The organism is Pseudomonas helleri (genome assembly GCF_009600315.1).
GTDB classification, from domain to species: domain Bacteria; phylum Pseudomonadota; class Gammaproteobacteria; order Pseudomonadales; family Pseudomonadaceae; genus Aquipseudomonas; species Aquipseudomonas helleri_A.
Genome location: NZ_WIWC01000028.1, coordinates 40,190 through 60,917 on the forward strand (window position 1 = coordinate 40,190; position 20,728 = coordinate 60,917).

Here is a 20,728-nt window from a genome sequence, read left to right on the forward strand (position 1 = left end):
GCAGGGGGTTAGGCTCAAGTAGCCAGTGGCAGAAACTCACGCTCCGCAAGTTTTTTACCTATTTGGCCGCGATGAATATTCACAATGGCCTGCCCGCTTTTAGCGGTAGCCAGCTGCGTGAAGTAACTGAGTGTGCGCTGTTCTTTGGTCTTCAAATGGGCAAGCGAGTAATCCGCTTTAGGGGTGTCAGCTTGGGCATAGTGAAAATGGGCATACCAAAGCGCAGCCCCCTGACGGTCGTTGATGGCATATTCCTGTATGTAATCCTGGCGCTCGCCCTGTAAGTGTATCCGGCGGCCAAGGCCTGCAATCTGTACACGCTCTTGATCAAGCAGGTAGCGCAAGTTGCCGTCGGTCGGGGGCAGCTCCAGGCTCAACTGGATACGTAACGCCTTGCCTTCATCGATCATTTGAGTTGCGCCACGCACCATATTGTCGACCAGCAATTGGTCTGCGGGCAGCCTTGTGTCCTGAGGTTGAGCCAGTAGAGCGCCGTGCAGTTCAGTGGCCAGTTTTTTAAGCTTTCCGGCCTCATGGTTCAGCAGTTCCTCCACTTCTACGGGGTGTTGTGATTGCCTTTTATATTGCCTGGCCTTTTGAATATGCCCATCGAGCATGTCAAAGAGTTTGCGCGCATCTCCTTTAATGATGTTCAACATCCGTTTTGCAGCAGGGGCCTCGGCGCGCTGGGTGACTATCTCGACCCACTCATCTCCGTGTTGCGAATAGGTGGAGAGCAGCTGATTGTCATAACTGGAGCGTAATTCAATGACTTCAATTGGCCACTCGCTTCCCGCGGGCTTCACTTCACCAATCAACGGGCCTTTTTTGCGGGTATTGATCACCCTTTTCTGTGGTCTGCCCAGCGAGGACGGATTGCGTTTTCGTGCCCGTTTTTGCAACGTTAGGGGGGGGGCGATTTCCGCAGCCAGCTGCTTAACAACGTCTTGGTAAAGCTCTTTCACCAGCACTTGAAGCTTGTCGAAGTAGTCAAGTTCCAGGTCCTCGGCATTGACGATGCTGATGCCTTGCAAGGCGTCCAGAGCTTGACCATATTGCTTGACCAGGTTGTCCAAAACTTCGATGCGGTTGCTGGTGCTAAGCTCAAGCGTATTAAGCTCGTTGTGGGTCCGTACCTGTTCTTTGAGGGGATCTATTGCCTCATCCAGGCTGCTCTCGACCAGGGTGACGGCTGACACTTTTGAGCTGGTCAGTTTCAGGCAACTCAATTGAACGCCTTTAAGAGTGAGGCTGGTGTGAGCATTCAGAGGTAGTTCCGAAAAAAGGTTGTTGGCATTTTCGGTGCCCTCGCCTCCGAGGGCGTACAACTGCTCCCCATAAGTACTTCTGAGTTCCAGCTTGGCAATAGTGCGGTCTGTGACTTCGATTTGTTCTTTGAGGTAGCGGATGAAACCTTCAGGATCAGCTTCTCCGGCTACATCCACTCCCCGGTCTGGGGTGGTGAACTGAGGCCACTTGGCTTGCAAGCCCCTTTGTTCATAGGACGAGAGCGCCAGGGATGAGGTCTGGTTTTTAAACGCCTTGCCAAGCAGGGAGATCACGATTTTTTTTGGGAAGGGTATGTTGAGTTTAATTCGTTCTTCAGTGCTATCTAACAGTTGCAATAAGGCGCTCAGCTGTTTCTGCAGGGAGGTTGCGAATTGCTCACGCATATTGGCCAACTGCTCAGCACTAAAGCGTGGGTCGGCGATGGCGCGTTCAAGTATTTGATGTGAAATGTTGACCGCTCGGTGCAGAGTGAATTCTTGCAAGTGAAAAGCTTCTAGCTCAGCCTCCAGAGCTAGTCTGCGAGCGGCGTTTTTTTGTTGAATACCCGCTATTGTTTCATTTGGCGCCCCGCCTTGCAGGCGCAGGCGCAAATCAAGAGACCAGTTGCCGTTGCTGTCAGCGCGCACATTGGGGCCGTGGTGGTCGATGCCTGAAGGGGCAATGATGACACCCGTGTTGCTTGCAGAGATGTGGACGGCAAACAGGTCTTGGCCGATCAGCACGTGCCATTGTTTATCGATCTCGTACAGACCCTTATATAAACCACCGGTTGCAGGTGCTGGCAGCGGGAGAGTGTACGGCACCTTCAGCAGGTCCAGCCGTTCGCGCTGACTGTGGGTAAGGCGGTTGCGGGCGCTCGAAAAGCTGAAATCCAGGGTGGTGCTTTCTGTATTGGGGAACTCACCCGCTAAGGCAACAATGCCCTCAACAACTTTAGGGGGCGGCGGAGCGGGCCATTCGTCCACGATGGAAGCGGGCATGAACGGGTGCAGTGCTTGTGCTCGGTTCACTGCCGTCAAGGGTGTGGGTTCAGGTGTTACGGAGGGGAAGAGGTGAAAGAGCAACATGCCCAGATTGAGCAGCACATCGGCTACCGCGAGTTCGCGGGTGGCGGAGTCGTTGCTGGCCAGCGCGGGGATGTCTTGGTTGACAGAGCTTGCAAGGCTGAATAGCCAGCCCGCCAACATTAACGGACGAGGCAAAGCGGGTATCAGCAGTAAGCTGTTGAATATCAGCCCACCGCCTTCGAGCAGTACGGCCCAGCGGCTTTCACTGTTCGACACGGATTCAGCTTTGGCCTGATCCACCAGCGCCCTGGCGTTACTGCCATACAGAAATAGCATCAATTGACCGTTTTGCAGATATTGCAGAAGCTCGCTACTGACCCCGTCAGTTGCCAATTCAGCGGGCGCCGGAATTTCGAGGGGCGAAAATTCATCGCCCAGCCCAAACCGAACGTAATGCGGCTCTTTGAACCCCCCGTTGTCGTAGATGGGGCGGGCACTGTCACTCAGCCAGGTCAGTACGCTGTTCTGCAAATCCCCGGGGTGCGCAATGGCATCCAGCAGTGCGGCACGCGTTGGGAACTCAATCAGTGACTGTGCATAAAACGGGCGGTACAACACGTGTGGCCCGACGTGAATGTCAAGGGGCTCAATGATGTACATATTGCTCACGACATCCGGGGTGGCCTCATGTTTACGCACCAGCGCCAAGTGCTTCATCACGATGGCTTGCCCTTCAACCTCACGGTCGGCCGCCAGCGTCTTCATCACGGCGGCGACATAGCGTGCGCCCACCGGAGTCATGCCGTTCTCATGTTTGAGACTGAACTCCAGTGCCTGTAGAGGCAGTAGTAAACGCACATGTTCAGAGAACAGTCGCTCACGTAATTTCGCATCCTGTGTTGCACTCAACAGCAGGTCTTCAAGTCGTGAGGGATAGGCTTCACCGATATTGACCTGTTCAATAAGGCCGTTGCGATCGGTTATGTAGTTGGGTGTAAGCCAGAAAGGCAGCGACAGTCCTCGACGATGCCGTAATGTCAGTTCGCCTTTAGGGCGGCCACTCAGATTTTTCAGCGCCAGATCGGTGAGGCTCATGGTTACGGGCTCTTTGATACCGATCGTGCCGAAGGGGCCGGTCACTGTGACAAAGGTCAGTTCAATGTCATCAGGATGGAATTGCTCAATGACAATGTGTTTGAGCATGTCGTGTTCGAACTGCTCTTGGTCCCGTTGCATCTGCTGATGCAGAACGTCGGCGGCATAGGTGCGGATGTCTGTTATTTCGCTGAGGTACGTTCGCCCTTGGCTATTTTTTTTGGCGCTGGATAACGCCAGGCAGTATTGACGGTAAATGGACTGATCAGCGATAGACGCATTTTGTAGCCAGTCGGGCAGGTGCTGCTTGAGTGAGTCAAGGGTTTGCGGGTTGGCGTTAGGGGCTTCTCTGAAAAAATCAGACGGATCGACAATGTCGCGATAGGTAGATTCCAATGTCTCCCAACCTATATGGGCCGGTAGTTTGATCGATCCCAGCAGTTCCAGTTGGCGGTTCAGTATCGCCGCGGCATGGGTTTCGAAAGCATTACCGTCCAATTCGTAGCGCTTGATTCTTACTTCATCCGCTTGATAGAGGCGAGCGAATCGCTTGGCAATGGACTGGGAGTGGGACGCCGAAGTTCTATAGGCACTGATTTTGCCGTTGGAGTTGTACACCAGTGTTTGATTTGCATTGACCAGGGCGATTCTTGAGCTCACGGCGGAGCGACTGACACCAGCGTTCGTAATCGTTGCTTTCAGTAAATAGACCCGAGTCGCATTTTCGCCGTATTGAAGAATCCGGTCTTCCCGTTCAGGACAAATAAGCACTTGGTTAATCGCCGAGCGCTCTCTGTCAGACAGGCCGGTATGGTGGAGCGCACTGACGGTCAGGGTGTCTTTGAACACATCACTGATCCACAGCCAGCGACTGGTGCAAATATGTGAGTGCTGTTCCCAGAAGTCACTCACTGCACCTTGAAGGACGATTGGCACACGCCACGTTAGCTCCTTGATAAGGCCTTCGATCACCTTCATATCCAGAGTGCCATCGGCAGGTTCAAGCCTGTCCGGCATGTGCTCACTGAGGTAATAAGGAGAGTTGTGGGCAGGACTAAAATCAATGGCATTACCGCTGCCCAGATACGCCATTACCCAAGGCATTAACGGATAAAAATGGTAATTGCCCCCTGAAACCGGCGTGGCGACTTGAGTGTTGTGCAGGTCAAACACCAGAGAGGGGTAGCGTTGCCCGATAGCCTCTGCAAGCGTTGTGCGAACGATGGTGACGAGTGACGGTGGGTTGGCGAATTGTGCTTTTACAGCGTTTGCCATCGGCACGACGGGCGTGATGGGGGATGAAGCGTCGGAAGGTAGCGGCATGAGTGTTCCTGTCTTGAGTTCACAGAGGTCAAACGACCGGAGTCGTATTTACCGCTGTGAACCTCAAGTGCAGGTGGTAGTGGGATATGCGCTGTGTACCACGACGCGTATACCAACCCTTCAGTTGCCCGGTGAACGCATGTCCGCTTCCACGGCCTTGGCCAAGTCCGGAGGCAGAAAGTCCTTGTCCGGGTTGTAGTCGGCTTTCAAATATTGCGCCAAGGCTTGCAGGTCGCCAGGGTTCAACGTGCCAGCTGCTTGCTTGAGACGCAGGTTGTCGAGAATGTAGTCATAGCGGCTGTTGTTGTAATCACGCACCGAGTTGTACAGCTGGCGTTGAGCATCAAGCACGTCGACGATATTGCGCGTACCCACCTGATAGCCGATTTCAGTCGCTTCAAGCGCACTTTGATTGGAGATGATCGACTGTTTACGCGCCTTTACCTGCTCAACGTCGGTATTCACCGCGCGGAAATAATTACGCGTATTTTCGACCACCTGGCGGCGCAACTGCTCGCGCTGTTGCTCGGTCTGATCAAGGCGCGAATACGATTCACGCACTTGTGAACTGGTCAGCCCGCCGCTATAGATCGGTATGTTCAACTGAATGCCGATGCTGCGTTGCGATACATCACCGCCATAGCGCTGGTTGAAGGCATTGGGGTTGCTCAGGCCGAACCCGTCGTTGTCGCCGGTTTTGTACTGTGCCACCGCATCGAGGGTCGGCGCGTGGCCGGCCTTGCGTTGCTTGAGGGTTTCTTCTGCTGCATCCACCGCATAGTTGCTGGCAAGCAATTGAAGGTTTTGCTGCCCGGCGGTGTCGACCCACAATTTGGCGTTGTTGGGTGACGGCGGCAAGATCGGCAAGGAGTGGCGCATGCCTTCAATCGAGTTGTATTGACGGTTGGTAAGCGTCACCAGTGCTTCGAAAGCGTCTTCAACCTGGCGCTGAGCCAGCATCCGGTTGGCGCGTGCGGTGTCATAACTGGCCTGGGATTGCAGCACGTCGGTCTTGTCCGACAAGCCCACGTCAAAACGTTCGCGAGACTGGTCCAGCTGGCGCTTGAAGGCTTCTTCTTCAGCTTTGGTGGCGGCCAGTGTGTCTTGGGCGCGCAATACCGAGTAATAGGCATTAGCTGATTGCAGAATCAAATTCTGTTCGGTCGCCGACAGCTGCAAAGCAGCCTGCTCATTGACCGATTCGGCCGCCTTCAACTGGAACCAGCGATCAATCCTGAAGATCGGCTGCGCCAAGGTGGCCTGATACACCACGGCACTGCGGGTGGTGGTCAGTGATGGCTGATCAATAGCCGTGCGCACGTTGGTTGACTCGGCACCACCAGAAAGGTTGGGCAGCAAACCGGCGCGGGCCTGCGGGACTATTTCTTTCTGTGCTGCGTAATCGGCGCGTGCCGCCGCCAGATCAGCGTTGTTGTCGACCGCTTCGTGGTAAACGCTGACCAGACCGTTTTGAGTGGATAACGGGGCGGTGGTGTCCAGAGCCATTGCGCTGGTCGCCCAAGACACGGCGATAGCCAGTGATAGTTTGCGCAGCATGAGCGATCCCTAGTTCAAGAATGCGATAAATAAAGGCCCGAGTCCGACTCGCGGTTTCAAGACGTAGCGAGTGTAGTTGCCGTGACACCTTGCAACAATGCCGTTGTTGAACCTTTTATCCCGGCATGAATGGCGGGGGTTGGCGTTGGGCGTTATTGCCTCTAGACTGGCCGGGTTCTTGTCGGGGTGCCTTGCTATGAGGCTGAGATCGAATAATTTCGGATCCCGTTGAACCTGATCAGGTTAACGCCTGCGTAGGGAACAAGATTTCTCGTCTCCCGGCGAGTCCTCTTGAGTGCTGTCCGGGATCGATTGGTCAAAAAATGATCAGTCGTTCGAGGTTGCCACTCAGCATCCAGTCCTTGGGTGCGTCCGTGCTTTTTTCAGGTTCTCCCTCCGACAATCCGCCTGGATGCAGTCTGGAGAGCCGTGATGAGTACAAAATCAAAAATCGCAATCAACCTCAGTGATTCAGCCAAGGTCGACGAACAGTCGGTCAAGCCCTTTACCCGCTCGCAAAAAGTCTACGTACAGGGTTCACGCCCGGACATTCTGGTGCCTATGCGTGAAGTCAGCCTGGATGTCACGCCGACTGATTTTGGCGGCGAAATCAACGCCCCGGTATTGATCTACGACACCTCCGGCCCCTATACCGACCCGTCCGTAGAAATTGATGTGCGCAAAGGGTTGGGCGATGTGCGTTCGGCGTGGATCGATGACCGTAACGACACCGAGCGTTTGCCGGGCCTGAGTTCGAATTTTGGCCAAATGCGCCTTGAAGACGCCGAACTGACCAAACTGCGCTTCGCCCATGTGAAGAACCCGCGTCGGGCCAAAGCAGGTGCCAACGTCAGCCAGATGCACTACGCACGGCAGGGCATCATCACCGCCGAGATGGAATACGTCGCCATCCGTGAAAACATGAAGCTGCAAGAAGCCCGTGCCGCCGGCTTGCTTGACCAGCAGCACGCGGGTCACAGTTTCGGTGCCAACATCCCGAAAGAAATAACCCCTGAGTTTGTGCGCGACGAAATCGCCCGCGGTCGCGCCATCATCCCGGCCAACATCAACCACGTTGAGCTGGAGCCGATGATCATTGGCCGCAACTTCCTGGTGAAGATCAACGGCAACATCGGCAACAGCGCGCTGGGCTCCTCTATCGAAGAAGAAGTGGCCAAGCTCACGTGGGGCATTCGCTGGGGTTCGGACACAGTCATGGACTTGTCCACCGGCAAACACATTCACGAAACCCGCGAGTGGATCATCCGCAACTCGCCCGTGCCGATTGGCACCGTGCCGATTTATCAGGCGCTGGAAAAGGTCAACGGCGTGGCCGAAGACCTGACCTGGGAATTGTTCCGCGACACGCTGATCGAACAGGCCGAGCAGGGCGTCGACTACTTCACCATTCACGCCGGGGTGCTGCTGCGTTATGCGCCGCTGACCGCCAAGCGTGTGACCGGGATTGTGTCCCGTGGCGGTTCGATCATGGCCAAATGGTGCCTGGCGCATCACAAAGAGAACTTCCTCTACACCCATTTCGACGAAATCTGCGAAATCATGAAAGCCTACGACGTCAGCTTCTCGCTGGGCGATGGCTTGCGTCCCGGTTCGATTGCCGACGCCAACGACGCGGCGCAGTTCGGTGAGCTGGAAACTCTGGGCGAGCTGACCAAAATCGCCTGGAAGCACGACGTGCAATGCATGATCGAAGGCCCCGGCCACGTGCCTATGCAGTTGATCAAAGAGAACATGGACAAACAGCTGGAGTGCTGTGACGAGGCGCCGTTCTACACCTTGGGGCCGTTGACCACCGACATTGCGCCGGGTTACGACCACATCACCTCGGGCATTGGCGCGGCAATGATCGGCTGGTTTGGTTGCGCCATGCTCTGTTACGTCACGCCTAAAGAACACTTGGGCTTGCCGAACAAAGATGACGTCAAGACCGGGATCATCACCTACAAGATTGCGGCCCACGCCGCCGACTTGGCCAAAGGCCATCCCGGTGCGCAAATCCGTGACAATGCCTTGAGCAAGGCGCGTTTCGAGTTCCGCTGGGAAGACCAGTTCAACCTGGGGCTGGACCCGGACACGGCGCGTTCATATCACGATGAAACCTTGCCAAAAGACTCGGCCAAGGTCGCGCATTTCTGTTCCATGTGCGGGCCGAAATTCTGCTCGATGAAAATCACCCAGGAAGTGCGGATTTACGCGGCTAACCAGCGTATTGACGCCATCGACGTCGACGTGGCTAAAGGTTTGGCTGAACAGGCAGAGCGCTTCAAGCAGGAAGGCAGCCAGTTGTACAAAAAAGTGTGATCTGAACCGCTAACCCCGTAGCAGCTGCCGAAGGCTGCGTCCGATTGCGAAGCGATCGTAAAACCTGAGCGTGCGGTCTACGAGATGCACCGCGATCTCTGAATTTACGACGACGGCCTCGCCGGACGCAGCCTGCGGCAGCTGCTACAGGGTCAGTGTTTATCCTGCTCTTCTTGAGATTCATACCTTGAACACACCCAGTACTTACTCCCCAGACCTTGCTGTCCCTTTGGACAAGCGGGTTTTCGGCGGTCGCGATCTGTTTTCCCTGTGGTTTTCTCTGGGCATTGGCCTGATGGTGTTGCAGACCGGCGCGCTGCTGGCACCGGGTCTGGGGCTATCGGGTTCGTTATTTGCAATCTTTCTCGGGACGCTGGTGGGCGTGTCGTTACTGGCGTCAGTCGGGGTCATCGGCAGCGACACCGGCCTGTCGTCCATGGCCGCCCTGAAACTCAGCCTTGGCAGTCGCGGCGCAATGCTTCCCGCATTGCTCAACGTGTTGCAACTGATCGGCTGGGGTTCGTTTGAAATCATCGTCATGCGCGACGCCGCCAGTTTGTTGGGCGCGCGGGCATTCAGCGACACCAGCCTGTGGAGCCAACCCTTGTTGTGGACGCTGTTCTTCGGTGCCCTGGCGACCTTGCTGGCCGTCAGTGGGCCGCTGACCTTTGTGCGTAAAATTTTGCGCAAATGGGGTATCTGGCTTTTGTTGGGCGCGTGCCTGTGGCTGACCTGGAACCTCTTCAGCAAAGCCGATTTGCCTGCGCTGTGGGCGCAAAAGGGCGATGGTTCGCTGCCCTTTGCCGTGGGCTTTGATATTGCCATCGCCATGCCGCTGTCGTGGTTGCCTTTGATTGCCGATTATTCACGCTTCGGCAAACGCGCCAAAAGCGTATTCGGGGGTACGGCGCTAGGCTTTTTGATTGGCAACTTCTGGTTGATGAGTCTGGGCGTGGCTTACACCTTGGCGTTTGCTCCGAGCGGTGAAGTCAATGCGCTATTGCTGGCGCTGGCCGGGGCTGGGTTGGGGATTCCTTTGTTGCTGATTCTGCTGGACGAGTCGGAAAACGCCTTTGCCGATATTCACTCGGCGGCGGTCTCCAGCGGGCTATTGCTGCGGTTGAAGGTCGAGCATCTGGCGTTGATCATCGGTGTGATCTGCACCTTGATTGCTTGCTTCGCGCCACTGGCGCAGTACCAGAACTTTTTGCTGTTGATCGGCTCGGTGTTTGCGCCGTTGTTTGGCGTGGTGCTGGTGGACCACTTTATCCTGCGTAAACGCAGTGCTCAGGTGGCGCCAAGGTTATTGAGCGGTTCGGCGTTATTGGCCTGGTTGGGCGGGGTGGTGACGTATCACATGCTGGCGAATTTTATGCCGGATGTGGGCGCAACGTTGCCGGCGTTGATGCTGGCGGGGGTGTTGCAGTGGGTGTTGGGGCGTAAACATTAAAAGCCCCTCACCCTAGCCCTCTCCCAGAGGGAGAGGGAACAGACCGCGCACAACCACAAGAACACCACAAATCAGCCCCCTCTCCCTCTGGGAGAGGGCTGGGGTGAGGGTCGCTCTGGTTTAACCCTCGGCCGGCACCCACTCAGGCTTCAAAATTCCGCGCAGTCGCGAGTATGGGATGCTCAGTTCAACATGCCCTTCGGAATACGGTGCGATGCTGTACACGTCGTATTTAAGCACTACGTTGTCTTTGAGCAGGGCCACGTGAGGGGTTTTCTGGAATGGCCAGTTCTTCACGTACTCCGGGTCGCTGCCGTAGTGGGTTTTGATCAGCCAGTTGTTGTGCGCCACCTTGGCCGCGCCCCAGAAGGCTTGCTCCTGACCAGGCAGCAACATGTCCTGCAGGGTCACTTCTTTCTGGGCTGTGCGCGAGTAGTTGATAAAGCCGCGCCCCGGCATGCCGTGTGCGCCGCCGGTGTCCAGGTAGCTGGACAGCTCGATCACCACCAGATCGTCATGCTGTTCGCGTACTTTGGCCTGCAGGTAAGTGCTGTTGCGGGGTTGCGCTGTGCGCAGAAACTGTTCGCGGTAGGCGTCCAGTGAAGGCGCGAGCTTTTCGTCAGGCGAATTCACGGTCATTTGCAGCAGGCGCTTTTCGATCAGTGCGTCGAGCTGCGGCGCATCGGCAAAGTGCAAGGTGTCAATATTCACCAGCGGGCAATCCTGGCCCTCACAACCTGTCTTGACTTGCTCCGAGGCGTCCTGGGTGAACGCCATCGGCTTGGGCTGGAAAACACTCTGGCAAGCGCCCAGTGTCAAAGCTATACACGCCATGGAGGCAAATTTTAAAAGCGACATGGTCGTCCTTCATCAACGAAAGTAAAGGTGAAATTATGCGTGTTCGACTGCCAACAAAGGCGTCAGTTCGCCACTAAGCTTAGGGATGTCAATTAGAGAGGGTTTGCAGGCGATCCGTCTATCCCCGTAGCAAAAAAGAGGCTACATGCTGAACATCAGGCGCGTTAGGATGCGCGATGCTTGGGGTTCGCCCCGGTAAGAATTCGCCAGCCAGAGGTTTGCAATGACTGATATCACCCGCGCCACGCCCAGCGCTGTCGAGGTCGTAAAACGCGAAGAGTGCTTTAAGGGCTTCTACAAACTTGATCGCGTTCACCTGCGCCATGAACTCTTTGCCGGCGGCATGAGCCGTGAGATCAGCCGCGAAGTATTTGTGCGCCACGATGCCGTGTGTGTGCTGCCCTATGATCCGCAGCGTGATGAAGTGGTGCTGATCGAGCAGTTCCGCGTCGGTGCGATGGGCAAGACCGATACTCCGTGGTTGATCGAACTGGTCGCTGGCCTGATCGACAAGGCCGAAGAGCCCGAAGAAGTGGCTCACCGCGAAGGTGAAGAAGAGGCGGGGCTGACGTTCTCGTCGCTATGGCCCATCACGCGCTATTTCCCGTCGCCAGGCGGCAGCACCGAATTTGTCCATTTGTACCTGGGCCGCTGCAGCACTGAAGGCGTGGGCGGCTTGCATGGACTGGAAGAAGAAGCAGAAGATATCCGTGTGACTGTTTGGGCGTACGAAGATGCGCTGCAAGCAGTACGAGATGGACGTATTTCCAATGCAGCGAGCATTATCGCCCTGCAATGGCTGGCGCTTAATCGCGCTGAAGTGAGGGGGTTATGGCAGTAACGGCGCGACGCGATCGCTATACGGTCGATTTGATTGGTTTGCAGGCAGCCTGCGAGGCTAACTTTGCACGCTTGATGCGCTTGCTGCCCGATATGCGTGAACAACCCAGTGCGCGGCGAATTGCGGTGACGCAGGGCGACCAGATGCTGGGCGTCCTGACCCTTGAAGTGGTGCTCGATTGCCCGTACACCAGCACTCTGCGCGTGCGTCAGGAACACAGCTTGCCCTGGTTGCCCGTGCCTGAATTGCAGGTGCAGGTTTACCACGATGCACGCATGGCGGAAGTGATCGGCGCAGAACATGCGCGACGTTTTCGCAGTATCTATGCCTATCCCAATGTGGCCATGCATCAACCGGATGAAAAGGCCCAGCTCAATATCTTTTTGGGTGAGTGGCTCAGTCATTGCCTGACCTGCGGTCATGAGTACGCGCAAGTCCGATAAAGATCTATCTCATGTCTTCGCTCTTATATAACCGTGACCCGGAGAAATCCCCTTGCCCAATGTCTCCACGCTGACCACCCTCGATCCGGTGCTGCTGGTGCAACTGACAGACAGCCATTTGTTTGCTGACGCAGACGGTTCGCTACTGGGGCTTAAAACAGCTGAAAGCTTGCAACGAGTGATCGATCTTGTGCGCGCTGAACAGCCCGTGGTCGACCTGCTTTTGGCAACGGGGGATTTGACTCAGGACGCAACCGTTGAGGCGTATCAGCGCTTTCGTCAGATGACCGACGTGCTGGCAGCCCCCGCGCGCTGGCTGCCGGGCAATCATGATGACCTCATACCCATGGCCGAAGCCGCCGTGCAAAGCCGTTTGCTGGAACCTGTGGTCGATATTGGCAATTGGCGCATTACGCTGCTCAACTCGTCTGTTGCGGGCAAAGCTCACGGCTATCTGGAAGACGATCAACTGCAACGGCTCGCTCAAGCCCTGAGTGAGGCGCCCGAACGTCATCACCTGGTTTGCTTGCACCACCACCCTGTGCCCATTGGCTGCGAGTGGATGAACGCGATCAGTTTGCACAATGCCACTGCGTTCTGGACCGTTGTCGACCGCTTCCCGCAGGTGCGCGCGGTGCTGTGGGGGCATGTGCACCAAACATTTGATCAGGAACGCAACGGCGTGAGGCTATTGGCCACACCTTCAACCTGTCTTCAGTTCGAGCCGGGTAGCACGGACTTCAAGGTCAGCACCCAGGCACCGGGGTATCGCTGGCTGCGTCTGTTGCCTGATGGTGATGTGCAGACCGGCATCTCGCGGCTGGCAGATTTCACCTTCAAGCCCGATTACAGCGCCAATAATTACTGAGTGTTGCAGACCGGATATATCCCGATGCCGAGTCAGGCTAAACTGCGCGTCTTTGTTGATGTAGCGTTCGGCTAACCTGTACTCGGGAGTGATTGCATGTCCGGTTCCATTTTGTACATCCACGGTTTCAACAGCGCGCCCGAGTCCACCAAAGCCAGCCAGCTCGCCACGGTGATGCAGCGCATCGGCCTCGGTCATCACTTGCAAGTGCCGGCTTTGCATCACCATCCGCGTGAGGCCATTGCCCAATTGCAGGGGGCAATTCAGGAGCTTGGCAGGCCGCTGCTGGTCGGCAGCTCGCTCGGCGGCTACTATGCGACCTATCTGGCCGAACAGTTGGGCCTCAAGGCCCTGCTGATTAATCCAGCCGTCAGCCCGCATCGGATGTTCGACGGCTATCTGGGTACGCAAACCAATCATTACAGCGGCGAAACCTGGGAGCTGACGCTCGACCATGTGGCGGCCCTTGCCGAACTTGAAGTGCCAGCCCCTCAGGACCCGCAGCGTTATAAGGTATGGTTGCAAACAGGCGATGAAACCCTGGACTACCGCTACGCTGAGCAATACTACAAGGCGTGTACCTTACGTATTCAGGCAGGCGGTGATCACAGCTACCAGGGCTTCGCCCAGCAGTTGCCCGAGCTTCTGACATTCGCCGGCATCAGTGCACACCGCTTTCAAGCCATCGACTTTGCGGCCCTTTAGGCGCCCCGGTCATGGCCTTTATTCTTAATTTACGACTAACGACGAGACCTTATGGCCACTCCCAGCGCTAGCTCTTATAACGCCGACGCCATCGAAGTCCTCTCGGGCCTCGACCCGGTGCGCAAGCGCCCCGGCATGTATACCGACACCAGCCGGCCCAATCACCTGGCTCAGGAAGTCATCGACAACAGTGTCGACGAAGCCCTGGCCGGTCACGCCAAATCGGTGCAAGTCATCCTGCACGCTGACCACTCGCTGGAAGTCAGTGACGACGGGCGCGGCATGCCCGTGGACATTCACCCCGAAGAAGGCGTGTCGGGTGTCGAGCTGATCCTGACCAAGCTGCACGCGGGCGGCAAATTCTCCAACAAAAACTACCAGTTCTCCGGCGGTCTTCACGGCGTGGGTATTTCGGTGGTCAACGCGCTGTCGACGCAGGTCAGGGTCAAGGTCAAGCGTGACGGCAACGAATACCAGATGACCTTTGCCGATGGCTATAAAGCCACCGACCTTGAAGTCATCGGTACGGTCGGCAAGCGCAACACCGGTACCAGCGTGTATTTCGCGCCGGACCCCAAATACTTCGATTCGCCCAAGTTCTCGGTCAGCCGTCTCAAGCACGTGCTCAAAGCCAAGGCCGTATTGTGTCCGGGGCTGCTGGTCAGCTTTGAAGACAAAAGCACCGGCGAAAAAATCGAGTGGCATTACGAAGACGGCTTGCGCTCCTATTTGGTCGACGCGGTCAGTGAATTTGAGCGCCTGCCCAACGAACCCTTTTGCGGCAGCCTGGCGGGTAATAAAGAAGCCATCGACTGGGCGCTGTTGTGGTTGCCCGAGGGTGGCGACAGTGTTCAGGAAAGCTACGTCAACCTGATTCCAACGGCCCAAGGCGGCACTCACGTCAACGGCCTGCGTCAGGGCTTGCTCGACGCCATGCGCGAATTCTGCGAGTTCCGCAGCCTGCTGCCCCGTGGCGTCAAGCTGGCGCCTGAAGATGTCTGGGAGCGCATTGCCTTCGTTGTTTCGATGAAGATGCAGGAACCGCAGTTCTCGGGTCAGACCAAGGAGCGCTTGTCATCGCGCGAAGCGGCGGCATTTGTATCGGGCGTGGTCAAGGATGCCTTCAGCCTCTGGCTTAACGCCAACCCTGAGCTGGGGATGCAATTGGCGGAGTTGGCGATCAACAACGCCGGGCGTCGCCTCAAGGCCAGCAAAAAAGTTGAGCGCAAGCGCATCACCCAAGGCCCGGCCTTGCCGGGCAAGTTGGCGGATTGCGCCGGGCAGGACCCGATGCGCTCCGAACTGTTTCTGGTGGAAGGTGACTCCGCTGGCGGCTCGGCCAAACAAGCGCGGGACAAAGAGTTTCAGGCGATCCTGCCCTTGCGCGGCAAGATCCTTAATACCTGGGAAGTCGATGGCGGCGAAGTGCTGGCCAGTCAGGAAGTGCACAACATTGCCGTGGCCATTGGCGTCGATCCGGGCGCTGCTGACATCAGCCAGCTGCGCTACGGCAAAATCTGCATCCTCGCCGACGCCGACTCCGACGGCTTGCATATCGCCACCTTGCTCTGCGCCTTGTTCGTGCAGCATTTCCGTCCGTTGGTGGATGCCGGTCACGTCTATGTCGCGATGCCGCCGCTGTACCGTATCGATTTGGGCAAAGAGATCTACTACGCCCTCGATGAAGCCGAGCGCGACGGGATTCTTGACCGTCTGGTGGCCGAGAAGAAACGCGGCAAGCCACAAGTCACACGATTCAAGGGGCTGGGCGAGATGAATCCGCCACAACTGCGTGAAACCACCATGGACCCGAACACTCGGCGTCTGGTGCAACTCACGCTGGAAGACTTCGCCGCCACTTCTGAAATGATGGACATGCTGCTCGCCAAAAAACGCGCGGGTGATCGTAAAAGCTGGCTCGAATCCAAGGGCAATCTGGCGCAGGTTCTGACTTGATGGGCAGAGCGTTACTGCTGGGTCTGTGCTTGAGCGCTGCGCCGGTGCTGGCCGATACATGGCCTGAGCTGGTGCTGCAAGCCGAGCATCCGGTCGAAGGCATGCGCGGCGGCAACCTGTCCGGGTTGGCGCTGTGTCAGGGTGAGATGTGGACGGTGTCTGACCGTGATGATGATCAGATTTACCGGCTCGATACCCGCTATGCCGAATGGCAAGCCGAAGCGTTGAGTATCGACGTGCCGCCACCCCCCGAAAGCGGTTTGCCGTGGGGTGTGCGCATGATGCACAAAGCCGTCAGCCCGTTGCGCGGTGGCGACCTGGATTTCGAAGGCATCAGTTGTGACGAGGCGGGCAACCGTTATGTCGTCAGCGAAACCCATGCGGCGGTACTGCAAGTGCCGCCTATTGGTGAACCTGCCTGGCTCAAGATCGACCCGGCGTTGGTGCGTCAGGCGCGAGGCAGTGGCATGTTGCTGCATTTCAATGCGTTGTTTGAAGGCATTGCCGTCAACCCGCAAGGCACCCAGCTGTGGCTGGCGGCCGAGCGTGAACGCCGAGGCTTGCTGACCCTGCGCAAGCAACAAAGCGTATGGAACTGTGAAGGCGGGTGTGTGGTGATGAGCGAGGGTGGGCTTGAACAGCCGCCCGCTCGCTTAAAGGCCAAGGCGCAACAAAAGGACTTTGCCGATCTGGCGCTGTTCGACGGCAAGCTGTTTACCCTTGAGCGCATGGCCTACCGCATTTGCCGCCGTACACCAGCCACCGGGGCAGTGGAGCGCTGCTGGTCGTTTGCCAACGATGCATTGACCGATGCGCGGCGCTACAACTCCGGTTATGGCACCGCCGAGGCGCTGAGCCTGGACGCCAAAGGCGCTTGGATCGGTGTGGATAACGGCAACCATGTACGGGCGGATGGCGAAAAGCGTCCTATCGTCTGGCGTTTTGCTGCCCCGCAAGGTGGCTGGGGCGCCAAGTCATGAGCCAGCAAGCACCGGGAAAAGGCATGGGACGTGTGTTCATGATCGTCGCCTGGTGCGCCGGTCTGTATCTGGCGACACAGTTTTTCGGGCGCTGGGAACAGCGTCAGGACAACCCCAATACCGACGTCATCTCGCAACAGGGCGAGGGCTTCATTGAAGTCAAACTGCTCGCCAATGTGCAGGGGCACTTTGTTGCCAGTGGCCGTATCAATAACGTGCCGGTGGAATTTTTACTCGATACCGGAGCCACCGATGTGGCGGTTCCGCTGGATCTGGCAGAACAACTGGCGCTGCCCAAAGGCGCGCCTGTCACCTTGAGCACGGCCAATGGCCGCGCGCAGGGCTATCGCACTCAAATCGACCGCCTGCAACTGGGGGCCATTGTGCTGCGCAACGTGCGTGCAGTGGCGGCTCCGGGGCTTGAAGGCGAACAAGTGCTCCTGGGCATGAGTGCGTTGAACAAACTCGAATTTACCCAGCGCGGCGGCACCATGCTGCTGCGCCAGACAACGAACTGAATGAGGTCCGCATGAGCGACTCCCTTGATCTCAGCCTGGACGGCGTAGAACGCCGGTCACTGGCCGACTTCACCGAACAGGCCTACCTCAACTATTCCATGTACGTGATCATGGACCGGGCCTTGCCGCACATCGGTGACGGCCTTAAACCCGTACAGCGGCGTATTGTTTACGCCATGAGCGAATTGGGGCTGGATGCCGATTCCAAGCACAAAAAATCGGCGCGTACCGTCGGTGACGTGCTCGGTAAATTTCACCCCCACGGCGACTCGGCCTGCTACGAAGCGATGGTGCTGATGGCGCAGCCGTTCAGCTACCGCTACACCCTGGTCGATGGCCAGGGTAACTGGGGTGCGCCGGACGATCCCAAGTCCTTCGCGGCCATGCGATACACCGAAGCGCGCTTGTCGCGTTACTCCGAAGTGCTGCTCAGCGAACTGGGGCAGGGCACCGCAGACTGGGTGCCGAACTTTGACGGCACACTGGACGAGCCGGCGGTATTGCCAGCGCGCTTGCCCAACATCCTGCTCAATGGCACCACCGGCATCGCAGTGGGCATGGCCACCGACGTCCCGCCGCACAACCTGCGCGAAGTGGCGGCGGCGTGTGTGCGTTTGCTTGACGAACCGAAAGCCACGGTCGAGCAACTGTGCGAACACATTCAAGGCCCGGACTACCCGACTGAAGCTGAAATCATCACCCCGCGTGCTGATTTGCTGAAGATTTATCAGACCGGTCGTGGCTCGGTGCGCATGCGGGCGGTGTATCACGTTGAAGACGGCGATATTGTCGTCACCGCCTTGCCGCATCAAGTCTCGGGCGCCAAGGTGTTGGAACAGATTGCTGCGCTGATGCAGGCCAAGCCGACCAAGTTGGCGATGGTCACTGACCTGCGTGACGAATCGGACCACGAAAACCCGTGCCGCATCGTGATCATTCCGCGCAACAACAAGGTGGATCTCGACGAACTGATGCAGCACCTGTTTGCCGTGACCGAGCTGGAATCCACGTTCCGCGTTAACGTCAACATCATCGGTCTGGACGGCAAGCCGCAGCTGAAAAACCTGCGTGCCCTGCTGGTCGAATGGCTTGAGTTCCGCATCAATACCGTGCGCCGCCGCTTGCAGTTCCGCCTTGATAAAGTCGAGCGTCGTCTGCACCTGTTGGACGGTTTGCTCACCGCCTACTTGAATCTCGACGAAGTGATCCACATTATTCGGACCGAGGAGCACCCTAAAGCCGAGCTGATAGCCCGCTTTGGCCTGACCGAAACCCAGGCTGACTACATCCTCGACACGCGTTTGCGCCAATTGGCTCGTCTTGAAGAGATGAAACTGCGTGACGAACAAGATGCACTACGTAAAGAACAAGCCAAGTTACAAGCGTTGCTGGGCAGCGAAGCCAAGCTCAAAAAGCTGGTGCGCACTGAGCTGATCGAAGACGCGAAAACCTACAGTGATGATCGTCGCTCACCGATCGTTGCTCGGGCTGAAGCCAAAGCGCTGTCGGAAAACGAATTGGTACCCACCGAACCGGTGACGGTTGTCCTGTCGGAAAAGGGCTGGGTTCGTTGTGGCAAAGGCCACGATCTGGACGCGACCGGGTTGTCCTATAAAGCAGGGGATGGTTACAAGACTGCTGCTGCCGGGCGTTCCAACCAATTCGCGGTGTTTATCGACTCCACCGGGCGCAGTTATTCGGTGGCGGCCCATACGCTGCCTTCTGCCAGGGGTCAGGGCGAGCCGTTAACAGGTCGCCTTACACCACCGCCGGGCGCGACGTTCGAGTGCGTGCTGTTGCCGGAAGACGACGCGTTGTACGTGATTGCCTCCGACGCCGGTTACGGTTTTGTGGTCAAAGGTGAAGACCTGCAAGCCAAAAACAAGGCGGGTAAAGCGCTGCTTAGCCTGCCCAAGGGCGCGCACGTGATGCCGCCACGGCCTGTGGCAGACCGTGAGCACAACTGGCTGGCAGCGGTGACCACGGAAGGGCGCCTGTTGATCTTCAAAGTCAGCGACCTGCCGCAACTGGGCAAGGGCAAGGGCAACAAAATCATCGGTATTCCCGGTGATCGCGTTGCCAGCCGCGATGAGTACGTGACCGACATTGCTGTATTGCCGGACAACGCCACGTTGGTGTTACAAGCGGGTAAACGCACGTTGTCGCTCAAAGCTGACGACCTTGAACATTACAAAGGTGAGCGTGGTCGGCGGGGTAACAAATTACCGCGAGGTTTCCAGCGTGTTGATGCTTTGCTGGTAGAAGTGCCCAATTAAGGCTGTTTAGAGCGTCTGATCTGCGTTTTATCGCGTAGATCGGCGCAACAGCGCTGGAGTCACGGTCGATATTCGCGGATGATATGCCGCGATTGTGAAACGACGTATAAGTAACTTCCTATGAATTGGAATCACATTGAGGCGCGCCACACGGCGGCCACCTGGATGGAAAGATGAACGTTCTACGTCTTCCTTTAATTGCGCTGCTGACTGGCGTGCTTGGCCTGGCGGGGTGCAGCGTGCACCAGCCCGCGGCCTTGTACCAGCTGGACAGCGGCACCCCTGGCCAGCCCAAGCAAAGTGCGGGCATGTCGGTGGTACTTGGCCCGGTGACAGTGGCCGATTACCTGCAACGCGAAACCCTGCTGCAACGACAGACCGATGGCAGCCTGAGTGCAGCACTGCACGGTCGTTGGGCGGGCAGCTTGTCGGCAGACATTGACCAGTTACTGTTACGTCAACTGGCGTGGCGCCTTGACAGTCAGCGCGTCGTGCTGGCCCCTGCGCCTGCGGGCTTCAGCCCGGATGTGCAAGTACTGTTGTCCATTACGCGACTGGATTCGGGTAAAAATCAGCCAGCGATTCTGGACGCACAATGGCGTCTGATTGACCGCCGTGGTCAAGTGCGCGACAACCGCATGGTTCACCTTGAAAAGCCGCATGAGGGTACGACTGCTGATCAGGTCAAGGCTCAGGGTGAGTTGTTGCAACAGTTGAGCGAGCAATTGGCGGTGGCGCTCAAGCCGCTGGCTAACCAGCCGCCCCTGGTTGAACCGCGAGCACCGGAAAAGAAAGCAGCTCCCAAGCAGGACAGTGAAAAGCCGAAGATTCCGATGGCCTCACCAATTCGCACGGACATGGAAGTATTCAGGTTCTGAGTGTTCGGGCGAAAACAAGAAATCCCGCACATGTGCGGGATTTTTTTTGGCCAGTCAAAAGCCCCTCACCCTAGCCCTCTCCCGGAGGGAGAGGGAACTGATTGGGGGATGCTTTTGATTGGCTGCGGCCTGACGGATCAGCGGGGAACTCGAACACACCAAGGTCAGTCCCTTTTATTTAGGGGGAGGGGGAGCTGATTTGGGATCGTTCGAAATTGATAGCGTTCAAACAGACTGACAGTGGGCTTCAAATCACCACGGTCAGTCCCCTCTCCCTTTGGGAGTGTATGGACCGGGGACATCGCGAACACTTTGTTCGGAGACATAGCGAACAGTTAGCGAAGCGATTTCCCTGATATTA

14 protein-coding genes and 1 riboswitch are annotated in these 20,728 nt (G+C 57.1%); of the genes, 11 read left to right on the top strand and 3 right to left on the bottom strand.

The features are described from left to right. Positions 1 to 14: 14 nt before the first annotated feature. Positions 15 to 4,715 (bottom strand): dermonecrotic toxin domain-containing protein, encoded by a 4,701-nt coding sequence (locus GHN86_RS16155; protein WP_153386928.1) that lies wholly within the window; start codon positions 4,713 to 4,715, stop codon positions 15 to 17. A gap of 120 nt (positions 4,716 to 4,835) precedes the next feature. Next, positions 4,836 to 6,272 (bottom strand): TolC family outer membrane protein, encoded by a 1,437-nt coding sequence (locus GHN86_RS16160; RefSeq protein WP_153380786.1) that lies wholly within the window; start codon positions 6,270 to 6,272, stop codon positions 4,836 to 4,838. Positions 6,273 to 6,444: 172 nt separating this feature from the next. Further along, a riboswitch (TPP riboswitch) is annotated at positions 6,445 to 6,550 on the top strand. Positions 6,551 to 6,704: 154 nt separating this feature from the next. Here GHN86_RS16160 and thiC point away from each other — a divergent pair. Both thiC and cytX read left to right on the top strand, forming a co-directional pair. Then, the gene (thiC, locus tag GHN86_RS16165; RefSeq protein WP_153380784.1) at positions 6,705 to 8,594 is read left to right on the top strand and encodes a phosphomethylpyrimidine synthase ThiC; all 1,890 of its coding nucleotides are present in this window, start codon (positions 6,705 to 6,707) and stop codon (positions 8,592 to 8,594) included. Between the two features lie 187 nt (positions 8,595 to 8,781). Continuing rightward, on the top strand, positions 8,782 to 10,044 hold the full coding sequence (gene cytX / locus GHN86_RS16170; RefSeq protein WP_153380783.1) for a putative hydroxymethylpyrimidine transporter CytX: 1,263 nt from the start codon (positions 8,782 to 8,784) through the stop codon (positions 10,042 to 10,044). Positions 10,045 to 10,164: 120 nt separating this feature from the next. Here the strand turns inward: cytX and GHN86_RS16175 are convergent, their stop codons facing one another. Continuing rightward, positions 10,165 to 10,902 carry an RsiV family protein gene (locus GHN86_RS16175; protein ID WP_153380781.1) on the bottom strand — a complete coding sequence of 246 codons (738 nt, stop codon included), beginning with the start codon at positions 10,900 to 10,902 and terminating at the stop codon, positions 10,165 to 10,167. A 223-nt stretch (positions 10,903 to 11,125) separates the two neighbouring features. On the opposite strand from GHN86_RS16175, the gene GHN86_RS16180 reads away from it, so the two are divergent. The 9 genes from GHN86_RS16180 to GHN86_RS16220 all read left to right on the top strand — a co-directional run bounded on the left by GHN86_RS16180 (position 11,126) and on the right by GHN86_RS16220 (position 20,367). Continuing rightward, complete coding sequence (locus tag GHN86_RS16180) at positions 11,126 to 11,743, top strand: NUDIX domain-containing protein (RefSeq protein WP_153380779.1); 618 nt, start codon at positions 11,126 to 11,128, stop codon at positions 11,741 to 11,743. Beyond that, positions 11,734 to 12,186, top strand: coding sequence for a DUF1249 domain-containing protein (locus GHN86_RS16185; RefSeq protein WP_153380777.1), 453 nt, complete (start codon positions 11,734 to 11,736; stop codon positions 12,184 to 12,186). Before GHN86_RS16180 ends, GHN86_RS16185 begins: the two co-directional genes overlap by 10 nt. Positions 12,187 to 12,238: 52 nt before the next feature. After that, positions 12,239 to 13,054 (top strand): 3',5'-cyclic-AMP phosphodiesterase, encoded by an 816-nt coding sequence (cpdA, locus tag GHN86_RS16190; RefSeq protein ID WP_153380775.1) that lies wholly within the window; start codon positions 12,239 to 12,241, stop codon positions 13,052 to 13,054. A gap of 96 nt (positions 13,055 to 13,150) precedes the next feature. Further along, positions 13,151 to 13,759: a YqiA/YcfP family alpha/beta fold hydrolase gene (locus GHN86_RS16195; RefSeq protein ID WP_153380773.1), complete on the top strand. Its 609-nt coding sequence runs from the start codon at positions 13,151 to 13,153 to the stop codon at positions 13,757 to 13,759. Positions 13,760 to 13,810: 51 nt separating this feature from the next. Further along, a complete protein-coding gene (gene parE / locus GHN86_RS16200; protein WP_153380771.1) occupies positions 13,811 to 15,715 on the top strand; it encodes a DNA topoisomerase IV subunit B in 1,905 nt (634 codons plus the stop codon). Further along, the gene (locus tag GHN86_RS16205; protein ID WP_153380769.1) at positions 15,715 to 16,695 is read left to right on the top strand and encodes an esterase-like activity of phytase family protein; all 981 of its coding nucleotides are present in this window, start codon (positions 15,715 to 15,717) and stop codon (positions 16,693 to 16,695) included. Before parE ends, GHN86_RS16205 begins: the two co-directional genes overlap by 1 nt. Further along, complete coding sequence (locus GHN86_RS16210) at positions 16,692 to 17,213, top strand: retropepsin-like aspartic protease family protein (RefSeq protein ID WP_153386930.1); 522 nt, start codon at positions 16,692 to 16,694, stop codon at positions 17,211 to 17,213. Before GHN86_RS16205 ends, GHN86_RS16210 begins: the two co-directional genes overlap by 4 nt. 11 nt (positions 17,214 to 17,224) lie before the next feature. Beyond that, positions 17,225 to 19,489 (top strand): DNA topoisomerase IV subunit A, encoded by a 2,265-nt coding sequence (parC, locus tag GHN86_RS16215; protein WP_153386932.1) that lies wholly within the window; start codon positions 17,225 to 17,227, stop codon positions 19,487 to 19,489. A 173-nt stretch (positions 19,490 to 19,662) separates the two neighbouring features. Further along, positions 19,663 to 20,367: a PqiC family protein gene (locus GHN86_RS16220; protein ID WP_153380763.1), complete on the top strand. Its 705-nt coding sequence runs from the start codon at positions 19,663 to 19,665 to the stop codon at positions 20,365 to 20,367. The last annotated feature ends 361 nt before the right edge of the window (positions 20,368 to 20,728 follow it).

Excerpts from the sequence above, each read along its gene's own strand:
- GHN86_RS16155 (WP_153386928.1), bottom strand. The coding sequence starts at position 4,715 with ATGCCGCTACCTTCCGACGCTTCATCCCCCATCACGCCCGTCGTGCCG.
- thiC (WP_153380784.1), top strand. The coding sequence starts at position 6,705 with ATGAGTACAAAATCAAAAATCGCAATCAACCTCAGTGATTCAGCCAAG.
- GHN86_RS16160 (WP_153380786.1), bottom strand. The coding sequence starts at position 6,272 with ATGCTGCGCAAACTATCACTGGCTATCGCCGTGTCTTGGGCGACCAGC.
- GHN86_RS16185 (WP_153380777.1), top strand. The coding sequence starts at position 11,734 with ATGGCAGTAACGGCGCGACGCGATCGCTATACGGTCGATTTGATTGGT.
- GHN86_RS16220 (WP_153380763.1), top strand. The coding sequence starts at position 19,663 with ATGAACGTTCTACGTCTTCCTTTAATTGCGCTGCTGACTGGCGTGCTT.
- GHN86_RS16205 (WP_153380769.1), top strand. The coding sequence starts at position 15,715 with ATGGGCAGAGCGTTACTGCTGGGTCTGTGCTTGAGCGCTGCGCCGGTG.
- GHN86_RS16180 (WP_153380779.1), top strand. The coding sequence starts at position 11,126 with ATGACTGATATCACCCGCGCCACGCCCAGCGCTGTCGAGGTCGTAAAA.
- GHN86_RS16195 (WP_153380773.1), top strand. The coding sequence starts at position 13,151 with ATGTCCGGTTCCATTTTGTACATCCACGGTTTCAACAGCGCGCCCGAG.
- parC (WP_153386932.1), top strand. The coding sequence starts at position 17,225 with ATGAGCGACTCCCTTGATCTCAGCCTGGACGGCGTAGAACGCCGGTCA.
- parE (WP_153380771.1), top strand. The coding sequence starts at position 13,811 with ATGGCCACTCCCAGCGCTAGCTCTTATAACGCCGACGCCATCGAAGTC.
- GHN86_RS16175 (WP_153380781.1), bottom strand. The coding sequence starts at position 10,902 with ATGTCGCTTTTAAAATTTGCCTCCATGGCGTGTATAGCTTTGACACTG.
- GHN86_RS16210 (WP_153386930.1), top strand. The coding sequence starts at position 16,692 with ATGAGCCAGCAAGCACCGGGAAAAGGCATGGGACGTGTGTTCATGATC.